The 16,617-nt window shown below is 72.8% G+C and carries 11 protein-coding genes, 1 tRNA gene and 1 pseudogene; 3 read left to right on the forward strand and 10 right to left on the reverse strand.

Features of this window, described 5'->3' with window-relative positions:
• Positions 1 to 100: 100 nt before the first annotated feature.
• The 6 genes from BEP24_RS00270 to polA all read right to left on the reverse strand — a co-directional run bounded on the left by BEP24_RS00270 (position 101) and on the right by polA (position 10,237).
• Positions 101 to 1,030: an SDR family NAD(P)-dependent oxidoreductase gene (locus tag BEP24_RS00270; protein ID WP_065959069.1), complete on the reverse strand. Its 930-nt coding sequence runs from the start codon at positions 1,028 to 1,030 to the stop codon at positions 101 to 103.
• A complete protein-coding gene (gene uvrB, locus BEP24_RS00275) occupies positions 1,020 to 3,092 on the reverse strand; it encodes an excinuclease ABC subunit UvrB (RefSeq protein ID WP_065959296.1) in 2,073 nt (690 codons plus the stop codon). The genes BEP24_RS00270 and uvrB overlap by 11 nt, the downstream gene beginning before the upstream one ends.
• Before the next feature lie 87 nt (positions 3,093 to 3,179).
• A complete protein-coding gene (coaE, locus tag BEP24_RS00280; RefSeq protein ID WP_065959071.1) occupies positions 3,180 to 3,791 on the reverse strand; it encodes a dephospho-CoA kinase in 612 nt (203 codons plus the stop codon).
• A gap of 140 nt (positions 3,792 to 3,931) precedes the next feature.
• Entirely contained in the window at positions 3,932 to 5,410 is a 1,479-nt protein-coding gene (gene rpsA, locus BEP24_RS00285) for a 30S ribosomal protein S1 (RefSeq protein WP_065959074.1), read from the reverse strand.
• Positions 5,411 to 5,758: 348 nt separating this feature from the next.
• The gene (locus BEP24_RS00290) at positions 5,759 to 7,438 is read right to left on the reverse strand and encodes a DUF885 domain-containing protein (protein ID WP_065959298.1); all 1,680 of its coding nucleotides are present in this window, start codon (positions 7,436 to 7,438) and stop codon (positions 5,759 to 5,761) included.
• Positions 7,439 to 7,564: 126 nt separating this feature from the next.
• Positions 7,565 to 10,237: a DNA polymerase I gene (gene polA, locus BEP24_RS00295; protein WP_065959075.1), complete on the reverse strand. Its 2,673-nt coding sequence runs from the start codon at positions 10,235 to 10,237 to the stop codon at positions 7,565 to 7,567.
• A gap of 116 nt (positions 10,238 to 10,353) precedes the next feature.
• Here polA and BEP24_RS00300 point away from each other — a divergent pair, with 116 nt between their 5' ends.
• A complete protein-coding gene (locus BEP24_RS00300; protein ID WP_058743365.1) occupies positions 10,354 to 10,722 on the forward strand; it encodes a hotdog fold thioesterase in 369 nt (122 codons plus the stop codon).
• Positions 10,723 to 10,733: 11 nt separating this feature from the next.
• Here BEP24_RS00300 and BEP24_RS00305 read toward each other — a convergent pair whose 3' ends face one another.
• From BEP24_RS00305 to BEP24_RS00315, 3 genes are all read right to left on the reverse strand, one after another.
• Positions 10,734 to 11,204: a GNAT family N-acetyltransferase gene (locus BEP24_RS00305; RefSeq protein ID WP_065959079.1), complete on the reverse strand. Its 471-nt coding sequence runs from the start codon at positions 11,202 to 11,204 to the stop codon at positions 10,734 to 10,736.
• A gap of 227 nt (positions 11,205 to 11,431) precedes the next feature.
• On the reverse strand, positions 11,432 to 12,037 hold the full coding sequence (locus tag BEP24_RS00310) for a response regulator (protein ID WP_022903868.1): 606 nt from the start codon (positions 12,035 to 12,037) through the stop codon (positions 11,432 to 11,434).
• A gap of 92 nt (positions 12,038 to 12,129) precedes the next feature.
• Positions 12,130 to 12,210: transfer RNA gene (locus BEP24_RS00315), tRNA-Leu, on the reverse strand.
• A gap of 202 nt (positions 12,211 to 12,412) precedes the next feature.
• Between BEP24_RS00315 and BEP24_RS00320 the strand changes: the two genes are divergently transcribed.
• Together BEP24_RS00320 and BEP24_RS18160 are read left to right on the forward strand one after the other, a co-directional pair.
• On the forward strand, positions 12,413 to 13,840 hold the full coding sequence (locus BEP24_RS00320) for an ATP-binding protein (protein ID WP_065959081.1): 1,428 nt from the start codon (positions 12,413 to 12,415) through the stop codon (positions 13,838 to 13,840).
• Positions 13,830 to 15,371, forward strand: coding sequence for a tetratricopeptide repeat protein (locus tag BEP24_RS18160; RefSeq protein ID WP_065959083.1), 1,542 nt, complete (start codon positions 13,830 to 13,832; stop codon positions 15,369 to 15,371). The genes BEP24_RS00320 and BEP24_RS18160 overlap by 11 nt, the downstream gene beginning before the upstream one ends.
• 122 nt (positions 15,372 to 15,493) lie before the next feature.
• Here BEP24_RS18160 and BEP24_RS18165 read toward each other — a convergent pair.
• Positions 15,494 to 16,405, reverse strand: a pseudogene (locus tag BEP24_RS18165) (HAMP domain-containing sensor histidine kinase); the annotation flags it as partial.
• Positions 16,406 to 16,617 lie beyond the last annotated feature (212 nt).

Consider the following 16,617-nt stretch of genomic DNA (forward strand, 5'->3'; position numbering starts at 1 on the left):
GAAGGCGTCGCCGCCCGACGTCGAGGTTCCGCGGTCAGAGGTGATGGTCATCGGAGACGAGTCTACGAACCCGCACCGACATCCGCCCGCGCGTGGCGGGTCAGAGCACTCCGTCGAGAGCGAACGCGACACCGGTCGCCCGCTCGCTCGCGGCCCACAGCCGCGCTGCCGCGGTGCGGTCGTGCGCGCGGGTCCGGGCCGGGACGAGCGCCGGCGGACCGGCGAACTGCAGCGGACCGCCCGGCCCCCAGTACTCCCCCGACCGGACACCGTCGCCGACGGCAGCGTGCACGAGCGGGTGCGCACCGGCGTCCTTGCCCTGTGCCACCCAGCCGGAGCCCGCACGCATCCACGCCGGTTCGGACCGGGTCGGCGCGATCTCCGGCCGCGGTGGGGCGGCCGCGTCGAGCGCGAGGCCGGGGTGCGCCACGACGCTGCGCAGCCGGGACCCCGCGTCGCCGAGGCGTTGGGCGAGCTCGAACCCGAAGAGCATGACGGCGAGCTTGCTCCGCGCGTACTGGCGGTGCCCCTCGTACCGACCGGTCGCGAGCGGGTCCGTCCGGTCGAGCGTCGTGAACCGGTGTGCGATCGAGCCGAGGTGCACGACGCGGCCGACCGCGGGGTCGAGCAGCGGCAGGACGAGTGCGGTCCAGGCGAAGTGCCCGAGGTGGTTCGTGCCGACCTGCAGCTCGAACCCCTGCGCCGTGCTGCGGCGCTCGGCGGACCCGACGACGCCGGCGTTGTTGAGGACCGCGTGGACCGGTCCGTGGTCGGCGAGGGCCGTGGCCGCGGACCGGACGCTGTCGAGGTCGGCGAGGTCGAGTCGGAGCACCGCCGTGTCCGCACCGTCGACGTGGCGCTGGATGCTCCGCTCGGCGGCCGCACCCCGCTCCGGGTCCCGGACGGCCAGGACCACCCGGTGCCCACGGGCCGCGAGCTGTTCGGCCGCGTGGTAGCCCAACCCGGCGCTCGCCCCGGTCACCACGACCGTGCGGTGCTCCGGCTCGGCCCGGACGGCGTCAGCGGACATGGCCGGCGGACTCCATCTGCCGGAGCGCCTTCTTGAGGTCCTGCACCTCGTCGCGGAGGCGGGCGGCGAGCTCGAACTTCAGCTCGGCGGCGGCCTGGAGCATCTGCTCGTTGAGGTCGGCGATCGTCGCGCCGAGCTGCGTCGCACCCTCGCCGGCGATGCCCTCGCGCCGCAGGTTCGGCGTCGGGGACCGCCGACCGTCCGCACCGCCCCGACCCTCGAGCAGGGCCTTGGTGTCGTCGTTCTCGCGCTGCAGGACCTCGGTGATGTCCGCGATCTTCTTGCGCAGCGGCTGCGGGTCGATGCCGTGCTCGAGGTTGTACGCGACCTGCTTCTCGCGGCGCCGGTCGGTCTCGTCGATGGCGTTCCGCATCGAGTCGGTCATCTTGTCGGCGTACATGAGCACCTGGCCGGACACGTTGCGCGCCGCGCGACCGATCGTCTGGATGAGCGACGTCGACGACCGGAGGAAGCCCTCCTTGTCGGCGTCGAGGATCGCGACGAGGGACACCTCGGGCAGGTCGAGGCCCTCGCGCAGCAGGTTGATGCCGATGAGGACGTCGTACACGCCCTGGCGCAGCTCGGTGAGGAGCTCGACGCGCTTGAGCGTGTCGACGTCGGAGTGCAGGTACCGCACCCGCACGCCCGCGTTGCCGAGGAAGTCGGTGAGCTCCTCGGCCATGCGCTTGGTGAGGGTCGTGACGAGCACGCGCTCGTCGCGCTCGGTGCGGAGCTTGATCTCCTCGAGCAGGTCGTCGATCTGGCCGTCGCTCGGCTTGACGACGATCTCCGGGTCGACGAGGCCGGTCGGGCGGATGATCTGCTCGACGACGCTGTCCGTGACGCCGAGCTCGTACTTGCCGGGCGTCGCCGACAGGTAGACCTTCTGCCCGACGCGCTCGAGGAACTCTTCCCACGTGAGCGGGCGGTTGTCGAGGGCGCTCGGCAGGCGGAAGCCGTGCTCGACCAGGGTGCGCTTGCGCGAGGCGTCGCCCTCGTACATCGCGCCGATCTGCGGCACCGTGACGTGCGACTCGTCGATCACGATGAGGAAGTCGTCCGGGAAGTAGTCGATGAGGCAGTGCGGTGCCTCGCCGGCCTCGCGCCCGTCCATGTGCCGCGAGTAGTTCTCGATGCCCGAGCAGAACCCGATCTGCTCCATCATCTCGATGTCGAACGTCGTGCGCATGCGGAGCCGCTGGGCCTCGAGCAGCTTGCCCTGGCCCTCGAGCTCGGCGAGCCGGTCGGCGAGCTCGTCCTTGATGCGCTCGATCGCCTTGTGCATGACGTCGGTGTCGGCGACGTAGTGCGACGCCGGGAAGATCGACACCGCGGGCAGGTCGTCGATCACGCTGCCCGTGAGCGGGTGCAGCGAGGACAGCGCCTCGATCTCGTCACCGAACATCTCGATGCGGATCGCGTGCTCCTCGTACATCGGGATGATCTCGATGGTGTCGCCGCGGACCCGGAAGGTGCCGCGCGCGAAGTCGACGTCGTTGCGCTGGTACTGCATGCCGACGAACTTGCGGACGAGCTGGTCGCGGGAGATCGTCTGGCCCACGTGCAGCGCGACCGAGGCGTTCATGTACTGCTCGGGCGTGCCCAGGCCGTAGATGCACGACACGGTCGACACCACCACGACGTCGCGCCGGCTGAGCAGCGAGTTGGTCGTGGAGTGGCGGAGGCGCTCGACCTCGGCGTTGACGGACGAGTCCTTCTCGATGAAGGTGTCGGTCTGCGGGACGTACGCCTCGGGCTGGTAGTAGTCGTAGTACGAGACGAAGTACTCGACGGCGTTGTTCGGCATGAGCCCGCGGAACTCGTTCGCGAGCTGCGCCGCGAGGGTCTTGTTGTGCGCCAGGACCAGGGTCGGACGCTGCACCTGCTCGATGAGCCAGGCGGTCGTCGCCGACTTGCCCGTACCCGTCGCGCCGAGCAGGACCACGTCGGTCTCACCGGCGTTGATGCGACCGGCGAGCTCGGCGATCGCCGCCGGCTGGTCGCCGCTCGGCGAGTACTCGCTGATGACCTCGAACGGACGGATCGCCCGCGTGGGCTCGATCGACACTGCCATGCAGGCAACGGTAGTCGGGACCGCCGACACCGGACCGGCCGCTTCGCCCAGGGCAGAAGGACCCCGCCCACCTGGTCAGTCCCGCACGCCAGCGATCCGCCACCAGACCTCGTCCGCAGACCGCACCGTGTCGTCGAGCGTCCCCGTGGCGTCCACGACGTGGTCGGCGAGGGCGAGCCGTTCGGCGTCGGACGCCTGGGCCGCCACACGCCGCTCGGCCTCGTCGCGGGGCATCCCCCGGTGGGCGACGAGCCGCTCGACCCGTTGCGCGGCCGGGGCGTCGACGACCACGACGGCGTCGAACGCGAGCGGACGGCTCCCCCGGGCCTCCGCGAGCAACGGGACGTCGTACACCACGACCGCGTCCGGGCCGGCGGCCTCGGCCGCGTCGAAGGCCTGCTGGGCGAGCCGCCAGACCTCCGGGTGGGTGATCCCCTCGAGGTCCTTCCGCGCCTGCGGGTCGGCGAAGACGATGCTGCCGAGTGCCGGCCGGTCGAGCGAGCCGTCTGCGGTCAGCACACCGGCCCCGAAGCGCTCGGCGACCCGGGCGAGTCCGGGGCTCCCCGGCGCCACCGCCTGCCGAGCGAGCTGGTCGGCGTCCACCACGACCGCGCCGTGCTCCGCCCAGCGTCGGGAGACCGTGGACTTGCCCGCGGCGATGCCGCCCGTCAGACCGATGATGCGCACGCCACCAGGCTACCGAGCGACACCCGGACGGGACGGCGTCCCGGAACGCCGCACGCACGACGGGACGACGACGCCCGGGAACGCCGGAAGCCCGGCACCCACGATGGGTGCCGGGCTTCCGGTCGGTGCGACCAGCTCGATCAGTTGTTCGAGCTGAGCTTCTCGCGGAGCGCCGCGAGCGAGGCGTCGTCGGCCAGGGTGCCCTGACCGTTCGACTCGCTCGAGAACGACGGCGTCGAGGAGGTCGACGTCGAGGACGCGCCGGCCGGGAGGTCGAAGCCACCCTTCTCCTCGTCGGCGATGGTCTTCGCGACCTGCGCCTTGTGGGCTTCCCAACGCGCCTGGGCGGCCGCGTACTGGCCCTCCCACTCGGTGCGCTGGGTGTCGTAGCCCTCGAGCCACTCGTTGGTCTCCGGGTCGAAGCCCTCGGGGTACTTGTAGTCACCCTTGTCGTCGTACTCGGTCGGCATGCCGTAGAGCGCCGGGTCGAACTCGGTGCCCTCCGGGTCCACGCCCTCGTTCGCCTGCTTGAGGCTGAGCGAGATGCGGCGACGGTCGAGGTCGATGTCGATGATCTTGACGAAGACCTCGTCACCGACGGAGACGACCTGCTCGGCGAGCTCGACGTGCTTGTTCGAGAGCTCCGAGATGTGGACGAGACCCTCGATGCCGTCGGCGACGCGGACGAAGGCACCGAACGGCACGAGCTTCGTGACCTTGCCCGGCGCGATCTGACCGATCGCGTGGGTGCGGGCGAAGACCTGCCACGGGTCCTCCTGGGTGGCCTTGAGCGAGAGCGACACGCGCTCGCGGTCCAGGTCCACCTCGAGGATCTCGACGGTGACTTCCTGACCGACCTCGACGACCTCGCTGGCGTGCTCGATGTGCTTCCAGGAGAGCTCGGAGACGTGGACGAGACCGTCGACGCCGCCCAGGTCGACGAACGCACCGAAGTTGACGATCGACGACACGATGCCCTTACGGACCTGGCCCTTGTGGAGGTTGTTGAGGAAGGTGGTGCGCGACTCGGACTGCGTCTGCTCGAGCAGGGCGCGGCGCGAGAGGACCACGTTGTTGCGGTTCTTGTCGAGCTCGAGGATCTTCGCCTCGAGCTCCTGGCCCAGGTACGGGGTCAGGTCGCGGACGCGACGCAGCTCGATGAGCGAGGCCGGGAGGAAGCCGCGGAGACCGATGTCGACGATCAGGCCGCCCTTGACGACCTCGATGACCGTGCCGGTCACGACGCCGTCGGACTCCTTGATCTTCTCGACGTCGCCCCACGCACGCTCGTACTGCGCACGCTTCTTCGACAGGATCAGGCGACCTTCCTTGTCCTCCTTCTGGAGGACCAGGGCCTCGACCTCGTCGCCGACCTCGACGACCTCGTTGGGGTCGACGTCGTGCTTGATCGAGAGTTCGCGCGAGGGGATGACGCCCTCGGTCTTGTAGCCGACGTCGAGGAGGACCTCGTCGCGGTCGATCTTCACGACGGTTCCGGAGATCAGATCGCCGTCGTTGAAGAACTTGAGGGTCTTCTCGACCTCGGCCAGGAAGTCATCAGCCGAGCCGATGTCGTTGATGGCGACCTGCTTGGGAGCCTTGGTCGTGGTGGTTGTCATGTAGAGATTGCTCCGAACGGACATGAGTCGGGCCGTGACGACGAGGGAGCGACCCCCTGGTCCACACCGATCGTCGGTGCGAGCCGTCATGGCAGTGATTGGTTGGCGCGGATTGCGCCAATGGAGTCTAACCGCACCGCGCGGGCACCCACAACCAGGCCGGTCGGGCGTGTCACGGAGCGTCACGTGCGGTGCAGACCCGGCGGTGGTGCCGCGGTGCGGCCGCACCGCGGCGGACGGGAGGCCCGTGGCGGGGCCGCCACGGGCCTCCCGTCCGCCAGGTGCGCACCCCCGGCGACGCGGGCCGGCCCCGATGACCGGCGACGGTGACCCGCCCCCGGCGTCCGCTCAGTCGAGCAGTGCGCTCCGGAGCGTGTCGAGCCCGACGCCGCCGAGTGCGAGCGCGCGGTGGTGGAACGCCTTGAGGTCGAACGCGTCGCCCTCGCGCGCCCGGACCTCGTCGCGGATCGACTCCCACACGCGCTGGCCGACCTTGTACGACGGCGCCTGCCCGGGCCAGCCGAAGTACCGGGCGACCTCGAACTGCACGAACTCGGGCGCCATGTTGACGTTCTGGCCCATGAAGTCGAGCGCGTACTCCCACGTCCAGCCGCCGCCGTCCGGGTTCGTCTTCTGCAGGTGCACGCCGATGTCGAGCACGACCCGCGCGGCACGCATCCGCTGCCCGTCGAGCATGCCGAGCCGGTCGCCGTCGTCGTCGAGGAAGCCGAGCTGCTCCATCAGGCGTTCGGCGTAGAGCGCCCAGCCCTCGACGTGCCCCGACGGTCCGGCGAGCTGCCGGCGCCAGGTGTTCAGCTCGCCGCGGTTGTGCACGGCCTGGCTGATCTGCAGGTGGTGGCCCGGGACGCCCTCGTGGTAGACCGTCGTCTTCTCACGCCAGGTGCCGAAGTCGGTGACGCCCTCGGGCACCGACCACCACATGCGGCCGGGGCGGGAGAAGTCGTCCGAGGGCCCCGTGTAGTAGATGCCGCCCTCCTGCGTCGGCGCGATCCGGCACTCGAGGCGCTTGATCGGGTCCGCGATGTCGAAGTAGACGCCGTCCATCGCGCGGATCGAGGCGTCGCTCGTCTCCTGCATCCACCGCTGCAGCGCGTCGGTGCCGTGCAGGACCCGGGCCGGGTCGGCGTCGAGCAGCTCGATGGCACGGGCCACCGAGGCGCCGGACTCGATGCGGTCGGCGATGCGCTCCTGCTCGTCGCGCATCCGGGCGAGCTCCTCGATCCCCCACTCGTACGTCTCGTCGAGGTCGACGACCGCGCCGAGGAAGCGGCGGGAGTGCAGCGCGTAGTCCTCGCGTCCGACGGCGTCGACCGGCGTCGCGAGGGGCAGCAGCTCGTGCTCGAGGAACCCGCCGAACGAGCGGTAGGCAGCCGCGGCCACCTCGGCGCCGCGGGCGAGCTCGGCCTGCAGCGACTCGGGCAGCGGCGCACCGCCCTCGAGCGCGGCGGACGCGACGAACTGGCGGAAGAAGCCGTCAGGGGCGCCGGTGCGGGCGGCCTGCTCGGCGATGAGCGCGACCTGCCGCCGTGCCGGCGTGACCTGCTCCCGGGTGCCCTGGAGGAGGGTCTCGCGGTAGCCCTCGAGGGCGTCCGGCAGCGCGTGCAGCCGGCCGGCGACGTGCTGCCAGTCGTCCGTCGTCGCGGTCGGCATGAGGTCGAGCACGTCCCGGAGCTCCTGCGCGGGGCTCGCGATGACGTTGAGGTCGCGCAGGTGCAGCTGCCGCTCGTGCGACTCGAGCACGAGGTCGAGCTCGGCACCGAGGTCGGTCTTCGTCACCCGGTCGACGTCGTCGGCCGCGGGGGCCGCGTCGAGCGCGCGACGCGCGGCGCGGGCGGCGTCGGCCAGCGCGTCGGCACCGGCGGGCGACGTGTCGCCGTACCCGTCGGTGCGGCCCGGGACGCCGATGTACGTGGCGACGGTCGGGTCGAGATCGACGAGCGTGGACACCCAGTCCTCGGCGACGCGGTCGACGGCGGACGGTTGGCGGACGGGACGGGCTTCGGTCATGTCCCCGACCATACCCACGTGCGTTCCGGAGCATGGGAGTGGCCGCGGAACGCCCGGGAAGGCGGACGGGAGGCGCGGTGCGGGCCCGCACCGTGCCTTCCGTCCGTCCGCTGGTCGCGGCCGGCGTCAGTGCGCCGCCGCCTCCCAGTTCGGGCCCACGCCCACCGACACGTCGAGCGGCACGCTGAGCTCGGCGGCACCGCCCATGCGCGTGCGCAGGATCTCCTCGACGCGCTCCTGCTCCCCCGGTGCGACCTCGAGGATGAGCTCGTCGTGCACCTGGAGCAGCAGGTGCGACGCGAGGTCGCCGTCCCGCAGGTCGGCGGCGACGCCGAGCATCGCGATCTTCATGATGTCCGCGGCGGACCCCTGGATCGGCGCGTTCAGCGCGGCGCGCTCGGCGTTCTCGCGCAGGACGCGGTTCGGGCTCTTCAGGTCGGGGAACGGGCGTCGGCGTCCGAAGATGGTCTCGGTGTAGCCGTCCTCGCGGGCCTGCTCGACGACGCCGCGCAGGTAGTCGCGGACGGCGCCGAACCGGGCGAAGTACTCGTTCATGAGCGTGCGCGCCTCGGACTGCTCGATGCGCAGCTGCTTGGACAGGCCGAACGGGCTGAGGCCGTACGCGAGGCCGTACGACATCGCCTTGACCTTGGTGCGCATCTCGGGCGTGACGTCGGCCGGCTCGACACCGAACACCCGGGCGCCGACGAAGCGGTGCAGGTCCTCGCCCTCGTTGAACGCCTGGATCAGCCCGGGGTCGCCGGACAGGTGCGCCATGATGCGCATCTCGATCTGCGAGTAGTCGGCGGTGACGAGGGTCGTGTACGGCTCCGCGACGGCGAACGCCGACCGCACCCGACGGCCCACGGCGGTCTTGACGGGGATGTTCTGCAGGTTCGGGTCGGTCGACGAGATGCGGCCGGTGCTGCTGCCGGTCTGCTCGTAGCTGGTGTGGATGCGGCCGTCGACGACCGCGGCGTCGAGGGTGTCGACGATCTGCCGGAGCTTGGTCGCGTCGCGGTGCTGGAGCAGCAGGCCGAGGAACGGGTGCGGGTGCTGCTCCTGCAGGTCGGCGAGGCTCGCGGCGTCGGTCGAGAAGCCGGTCTTGGTCTTGCGGGTCTTCGGCATCGCCAGCTCGGTGAACAGGACCTCCTGCAGCTGCTTCGGCGAGCCGAGGTTCACCTCGTGGCCGATCTCGGCGAACGCCTGCTGCGCGAGCTCGGCCGCGCGCTCCCCGAGGTCGTGCGACAGACCGGTGAGCACGGGCCGGTCGATGCCGACGCCGATGGTCTCCATGCCGGCGAGGACCGGAACGAGCGGGAGCTCGATCGTGTCGAGGACCCGGAGCGAGGACTCGTCGACCCGGGCGCGCAGGGCCGTGTCGACGCGGAGCACGTACCAGGCGTGCACCCCGACGTTCACCGGGTCGGTCTCGGGCACGAGCTGGTTCGGGTCGGCGGTCGGGAGTTCCTCGCCGAGCTCCTGGTAGACGAGGTCGGCGAGGGGCTGGCCCTGCTTGCCGGGCTGCGCGAGCCACCCGGTCAGTCGGGCGTCACCGGCGATGCCGTGCACGGTGATGCCGACCGTGCCGAGCGCCTTGATCGCGGCCTTGGCGTCGTGGAAGTGCTTCGGCGCGTCGGAGGCGAACCACGCCGCGAGCTGCTCGTAGTCCTTCGTGCCACTGCCGCCCGGGACCAGAACGGCGTCGTCGTGGGTCGCGATGCCGATGGCGCTGAGGCGGCCGTCGATGACCTCGACCGCGACGCCGAACCCGTTCTCGGCGTCCTTCGCGACCTTCTGGTCGAGCCAGTGGCCGAGCTCCTCGTCGATGACGGTCTTCACGGGCGGCGGGGTCGGCGCACCGCTGTCGACGGCGCCCTCGGCAGCGGTGCCGTCGGACGGCTCGCCGGTGCCCGCGACCTTGAGGACGCGGTCGAGCAGGGTGCGGAACTGCAGCTTCGCGAACAGTTCGCGCACGGCCTGCTCGTCGAGCGGCCGGAGCGCCACGTCGCCGGGGCCCACCGGCAGCTCGACGTCGTCCACCAGTCGGTTCAGCCTGCGGTTGCGGATCGCCCGGTCCTTCTGGTCGCGCAGGTTGCCGCCGACCACGCCCTTGATCTCGTCGGCGTGCTCGAGGACGCCGTCGAGCGAGCCGTACTGGGTGATCCACTTCACCGCGGTCTTCTCGCCGACCTTGTCGATGCCGATGAGGTTGTCGCTCGTCTCACCGACGAGGGCGGCGATGTCCGGGTACTGGTGCGGTTCGATGCCGTACCGCTCGTACACCTTGTCGCGGTCGTAGCGCGTGAGCTCGGACACCCCGCGGACCGACGGGTACAGCAGCGTCACGTCGTCGTTGACGAGCTGGATCGAGTCGCGGTCGCCCGAGACGACGTACACCTGGTAGCCCTGCTCGGACCCCTGGCGGGCGAAGGTGGCGAGGATGTCGTCGGCCTCGTAGTCCTCCTTCGTGACGGTGGTGATGCCCATCGCCTCGAGCGCCTGCTGCAGGAGCGGGATCTGCCCCTTGAACTCGGCCGGGGTCTCGGAGCGGGTGCCCTTGTAGTCCTCGTACTCCCGCGTGCGGAAGGAGAACCGGGAGATGTCGAACGCGACCGCGAGGTGCGTGGGCTTCTCGCGCTGGAGGAGCATGAGCAGCATCGAGATGAAGCCGTGGATGGCGTTCGTGTGCTGCCCCTCGCGGTTCACGAAGCTGTCGACCGGCAGGGCGTAGAAGGCACGGAAGGCGAGCGAGTGGCCGTCGATGACCATGAGGGTAGGCTTTGCGGAGTCCGACACCCGGACAGCCTACCGACGCCATACGACACGGGAGTCCTGCGCGCGTGACCGACGAAGCGACCACCGGTGGAACCCTCGCCGACGCCGGGGTGGACCCCCGTCTGGCCGACCGCGGCATGGGGGAACTCGCCGAGAAGATGGGCATGGTCATCACCGAGCTGACCGCCGAGCGCGCGGTCGGGTCGATCCCGGTCGAGGGCAACCGGCAGCCGGTCGGCCTGCTGCACGGCGGCGCGTACGTCGTGCTCGCCGAGAGCCTCGGGTCGATGGCCGCGAACGTGCACGCCGGCCCGGGTCGGTACGCCGTCGGGATCGAGCTGAGCGCTTCGCACTCGCGCAGCGCCACGAGCGGCCGGGTCACCGGGACGTGCACGGCGATCCACCTCGGCGGGACGCTCACCACGCACGAGATCGTGCTCACCGACGACGAGGGCCGACGCTGCTCGACCGTCCGCATCACGAACATGATCCGCGAGCGGCGCTGACCCCGCAGCCGTCAGTCCTCCGGCGGTCGCTGCAGCAACAGTCGCGCGTCGCCGAAGCCGAGCCGCCGGTAGAGCCGCTCCCCGACGACGCTCGAGTGCACGACGACCCGTTCCGCGCCGGCCTCGTCCGCGAGGTCGACCAGCGCGGCGACGAGCGCACCCGCGACGCCCCCACCACGCAGGTCCGGGTGCACGTAGACGCTCTGCAGCTCCGCCGCGACGCGGCCGTGCGGCCGGTGCGGCACCGGCGGGCGCGGGTTCAGCGCGAGCCACGCCATGCCGAGCACGACGCCGCCCCGTTCCGCGACGACGCACCGGTGCGAGTCCGCGTGCTCGCGCCCGAACGCCGCCGTCGCGTCGCGGTACGCCTCGGGTGTGACGGTCGGTACCCGACCGTCCTCCTCGACGCTCCACCGCCACCGCAGGTCGGCCACCGCTGCCATGTCCTCCGGCCGGGAGGCACGGATCACCACGTCGTCCATGCCCCCACCCTGCCAGGTGGCCGGTCCGCGGCGGGGCCGACCCGCGCCTCCCGTCCGACCCGCACCACGCGTCGGCCGTCACCCGCGCCGACGGAGCAGACGACGTCGGGTCGCGGGCGCCCACCCGACGGTTCCTGCTCCATCGGCGGCCGGGGCGGGCGGCCCGGGAACGCGACAAGCGCCGCCGGACGGTGTCCGGCGGCGCTTGTCGCGTGAGCGAGCGGGTGCTACTTCTTGGCGCTGAGCTGCTCGATGATCGCCTTGGCGACGTCGTGCATGGTGAGGCGGCGGTCCATCGACGCCTTCTGGATCCAGCGGAACGCCTCGGGCTCGGTGAGGCCCATCTTCTCGTTGAGCAGGCCCTTGGCGCGGTCGACGAGCTTGCGGGTCTCGAAGCGCTCGACCAGGTCGGCGACCTCGGCCTCGAGCGTGATGATCTGCTGGTGCCGCGAGAGGGCGATCTCGATCGCGGGGAGCAGGTCGTTCGGGGTGAAGGGCTTCACGACGTAGGCGAGGGCACCCGCCTCGGTCGCGCGCTCGACGAGGTCCTTCTGGCTGAACGCCGTGAGGAGGACCACCGGAGCGATGTGGTTCTTGGAGAGCTTCTCGGCCGCGGAGATGCCGTCGAGCTGGGGCATCTTGACGTCCATGACCACGAGGTCCGGGCGGAGGTCGGTCGCGAGCTGCACGGCGGTCTCGCCGTCACCCGCTTCGCCGACGACGTCGAAGCCGTTGTCGCGGAGGATCTCGACGATGTCGAGACGGATGAGCGACTCGTCCTCGGCGACGACGACGCGACGCGGTGCTGCTGGGGTTGCTTCTGTGTCACTCACGACGGAGAGCCTACTAGACGGCCGGAGAGGACGCCGCCGGGCATCCCGACGGACGACCGGCCCGACCGAGGACCCGGCGAACGGACGATCGGTACGAGTGGCGGGACTCGAACCCGCACGCCGTGAGGCAGAGCATTTTGAGTGCCCCGTGTCTACCGTTCCACCACACTCGCGAGGAGGCCAGGCTAGCAGCCCGGCACGCCGCATCCCGTTCGCGCGCCCGCCGTCCGCCGCGGTCGTCGTCCGCGGCGGTCGCCGTCCGCCGCGGTCGTCGTCCGCCGCGGTCGTCGGGGCCGGCCGCTACAGTCGGTCGCACGGGGATGCGGGGGCGCGAGGCCGACGTCGTCGTCCCCTCGCACCGACCCGGAGGCACCCATGACCGACGACGCCCTGTTCTCGAGCCTGTTCGCCGCGGTGGCCGCAGCCCCCGACGACGTCGCCCTGCGCGGGCAGGTCGCACAGCTCCTGCTCGACCGCGGCCGTCCGGCGGAGGCGCTGCAGCACGCGGCGGTCGCCCTGCAGCACGCCCCGGGCGACGCGACCGCGCTGCGGGTGCTGACCGCGGCGTCCGCAGCCCTGCGCGGGTCGGCGGCGGGCGACGCCGTCCCGACCCCGGAGCGCGGGACCGACGGCGGCGTCCGGCCGCACGCGGATGCGACACCGGAGGCGACCGGGGACCGCAGCACCGCGGCGGACGGCGACCACCCCGCCGACGCGGCCGGTCCCGGGACCGGCACCGCGCCTCCCGGCCGTGCCGGCGACGACTTCGACTGGCGACGCGCGGAGGCGGAGCTGGGACACGTCGTGCCGCCGCCGTTCGTCGACGCGACCCCGACGTCCGACCGGTCCGCGGCGGACGGCGACGGCGACCGCCCGGAGCGGATCCGGGTGGACGGCGGCGACGGGGAACCGGTCGTCGACGTCGAGGTGGAGCGCCCGCAGGTGACCCTCGCCGACGTCGGTGGTCTCGAGGACGTCAAGCAGCGGATCCGGGAGTCGTTCCTCGAACCGATGCGGCACCCCGAGCTGGCGGCGGCGTTCGGCAAGACCCTCCGCGGCGGCCTCGTGCTGTACGGCCCGCCCGGGTGCGGCAAGACGTTCATGGCGCGGGCGATCGCCGGGGAGCTCGGTGCGCACTTCGTCACGGTGCGGATCGACCAGGTGCTCGACCCGTACGTCGGCGCGACGGAGAAGAACCTGCACGCGGTGTTCGAGGCCGCGCGGGCCAAGGCACCCGCGGTGCTGTTCCTCGACGAGATCGACGCCCTCGGTGCACGCCGCTCGAGCATCGGCACGGGGTGGAGCGGCCTGCGGCAGATGGTCAACCAGCTGCTGCTCGAGCTCGACTCGGTCGGGTCGGACAACGACGGCCTGTTCGTCCTCGCCGCGACGAACAGCCCGTGGGACGTCGACCCCGCGCTCCTGCGACCCGGTCGCTTCGACCGGATGACACTCGTGCTACCGCCCGATGCCCCGGCTCGCGAGGCGATCCTCCGGCACCACTTCGCGCGACGGCCGATCGCCGGGATCGACCTCGCGGAGGTCGTCGCCGCGACCGAGGACTTCAGCGGAGCCGACCTGGAGCACCTCGTCACCTCGGCGGCGGAGCAGGCGATGGCGCGGTCGGTGGCCGCCGGACGGATCGAACCGGTCGTGATGGACGACGTCCTGCGTGCCCGCTCGCAGGTGCAGCCGTCGACCGGGTCCTGGCTCGTCACGGCGAAGAACGTCGCGGCCTTCGCGAACGCGGACGGCCGGTACGACGACCTCGTCGCGTACCTGCGGCGCAAGCGTGTCCTCTGACGCCGACGCGACCGCGTCCGCGGCGGCACTGGCCGGGTCGCTCCGCGCCGTCGGGCAGCTCGACCGCGCGGAACAGGTGCTGCGCGAGGCGTCCGCGCACGCGCCCGAGGACCCGGTGCTGCTCGTCGAGTGGGCGACCCTGCTCCAGCACCGCGGCGACCTCGCGGGCGCCGAGTCCGCCGCGCGAGCCGCGGTCCGCGCCGCGCCCGAGTCGCTCGCGGGGTACGTCCGGCTGGCCCTGGTGCTCGTCGCGGCACAGCGCGGGCGCGAGGCGCGGGCCGTCACCGCGCAGCTCGTCGCCCAGGCGCCGGACGTGCCCGCGGTCTGGACGACCCACGCACTGGCCTCCGTCGACGACCGACGCCCGGGGTCGCTCGCGACCGTGCGCGACGCGTACCGCCGGGCGATCGACCTGGCGCCCGACGACCCCGACCACGTGGTCGTCGCCGCGGTCTGCGAGCACGCGTACCGCCGGCACGCGGTCGCGCGGGACCTCGTGGCGCGCGGGCTCTCCATCGCGCCGCAGTCCCCCGCCCTGCTCGGGCTCCGCGCCGAGTACGCGCCCGTCCGCGAGCAGCCGGCCCTGCTGCTCGACCTGCTCACGACGAACCCGGCGGACCAGGAGGCGCGGGAGCTGCTCGACGCGGCCGTCACCTGGGAGCGCCGGCTCGCCGCCACCGCCGCGGTGCTGCCCGTCGTGGTCGCGGTCGTCGCGCTCGGTGCGGTCGTCGCGGCTCCGGCTGCCGCCGGCCCGCTGACGACCCTGCTCGCCGCGGTGTCGGGCGGGCTCGCGCTGCTCGTGCGGCGGCGGTACCGGGCGCGGCGGGACCGACTGCCGACGAGCTACCTCGACACCCTGCCCGCGACCGGGCGACGGCCGGCGCGGTGGGCGGCGTGGACCGCGGCGGTCGCGACGGCTGCCGGTGCGGTCCTCGCGTGGACGCCCCTGACCGTGGTGGCCCCGGTCGCGGTCCTGGCCGTCCTCGGCGTCGCGGTCGTGGCCGGCCTGGTCGTGGTCGCCACGCCGCTGCCCGGTGACGACCGGGTCCTCCTCGCAGCCCGACGCCGCTCCGGTCGGGTCGCGTTCGGCACCGCCTGGCGGTACGGCGGGCTGCGCCAGGAACTCGCGCTCGGGACCGGCCTCGCGGTCGCGGCCCTCACGGCAGCCGTCGCCGGAGCGGTGCTGGCCACGGCACCGATCGGTGCGGTCACGCTCGTCGCCTGGCCGGCCGCCCTGGTCACCGCCGCCTCGTTCGTCGAGGCCGTCCGCGCGGGTCGGCACGCGCCGCAGCGGTGGCTCCGTGCCGTCGGCGTGCGCTACCGGCTCGTCGCACTCCTCGGGTTGACGGCGCTGCTGCTCGTGCTCGGCGGGCTCGGGCTCCGGGACGCGTCGGCGCGGGCCGTGCCGGTCGACGACGGGCGCTCCGTCCCGGCACCGGCACCGTCGTGGGCGCCGCCGACGAGCGTGCCGACGCCGACGCTCGACCTGCCGTCGTTCCCACCGTTCGACGTGCCCTCGATCGGCACCTGACCGGCGCGGTCGCCCGCTGCCGGCGGCACCTGACCGGCGCGGTCGCCCGCGGCCGGCGGCACCTGACCGGCGCGGTCGCCCGCTGCCGGTCCTGGCGCCGTTCGGGCCGTCCGGACGGGTAGGCGGAGGACGAAGCGTGCGCCGCCGAGCGGTGGCTCGTCCGACGGCGCGTGCTCGGGCGCGTGGGCGAGCGTGCCGCCGTGCGCCGCCGCGATCCCGCGGGCGATCGGCAGCCCGAGGCCGGCCCCGCCGGAGCGGACGTCGCGTGCCTCGGCGAGGCGCACGAGCCGGTCGAACACCCGCTCCCGGTCGGCGACGGGGATGCCGGGACCGTCGTCCTCGACCGTGAGCAGCACCGCGTCGTGCTCACGCGCGACCGTGACGCGGACCGTGCCCACGCCGTCGGTGGCGCGGGCCGCGTTGTCGACGAGGTTGCCGAGGACCTGTGCGAGCCGGTCCGGGTCGACCTCGGCGGTCACGGCTCGGTCGGGCGCGCGGACGTCGAGCGTCATCGCGGGGAGGCGGACCCACGCGCGGTCGACCTCGGCGCGTGCCCAGGCGACGAGGTCGACCGGGCGCCGGTCGAGCGCGATCCCCCGGTCGAGCCGGGCCATCGTGAGCATGTCGTCGACGAGCCGCGCGGCACGGTCGGCCTGTCGGACCACGTGCACCGCGAGCTCTTCGCGCATCGCGGGGTCGGCATCCCGGACGAGCGTGTCCGCCGCCGCGCGGACGCCCGCGACCGGGGTGCGCAGCTCGTGGGCGGCGTCGGAGAGGAACCCGCGGACGCGCTCCTCGGCGGCCACGGCCTGCGCCTCGGCACCCTCGACGGCGTCGAGCATGTCGTCGAGGGCCACCGCGACCCGGCCGATCTCGGTGTCCCGGCGCGACGGGCGGAGCCGCCGACCGCGGTCGCCCTGCGTGATGGACCGTGCGGTGGCGGCGAGCTCGTCGAGGGGACGGAGCGAGCGCCGCACGACGAACACGACGCCGACCACGGCGACACCGAGGAACGCGAGCGAGGCACCGCCCATCACCCAGCCGAGCTGGGTGAGGGTCTCCTCGACGTCCCGGGTCCCCGCGGTGAGGGTGATCCGGGTGCCGTCGTCGAGCACCGACCGGAGTGTCAGGACCCCGTCGTCGGACGAGACGGACGACGACGTCACCCGGACGCCGCCCGTCCGCGCGGCCGACGACGAGCCGTCCGACGCGTCGGTCCCCCGGTCCGCGGTCGACCCCGAGTCCG

The sequence above is a fragment of the Curtobacterium sp. UCD-KPL2560 genome (assembly GCF_001705035.1).
In the GTDB taxonomy this organism is placed as follows: Bacteria; Actinomycetota; Actinomycetes; order Actinomycetales; family Microbacteriaceae; genus Curtobacterium.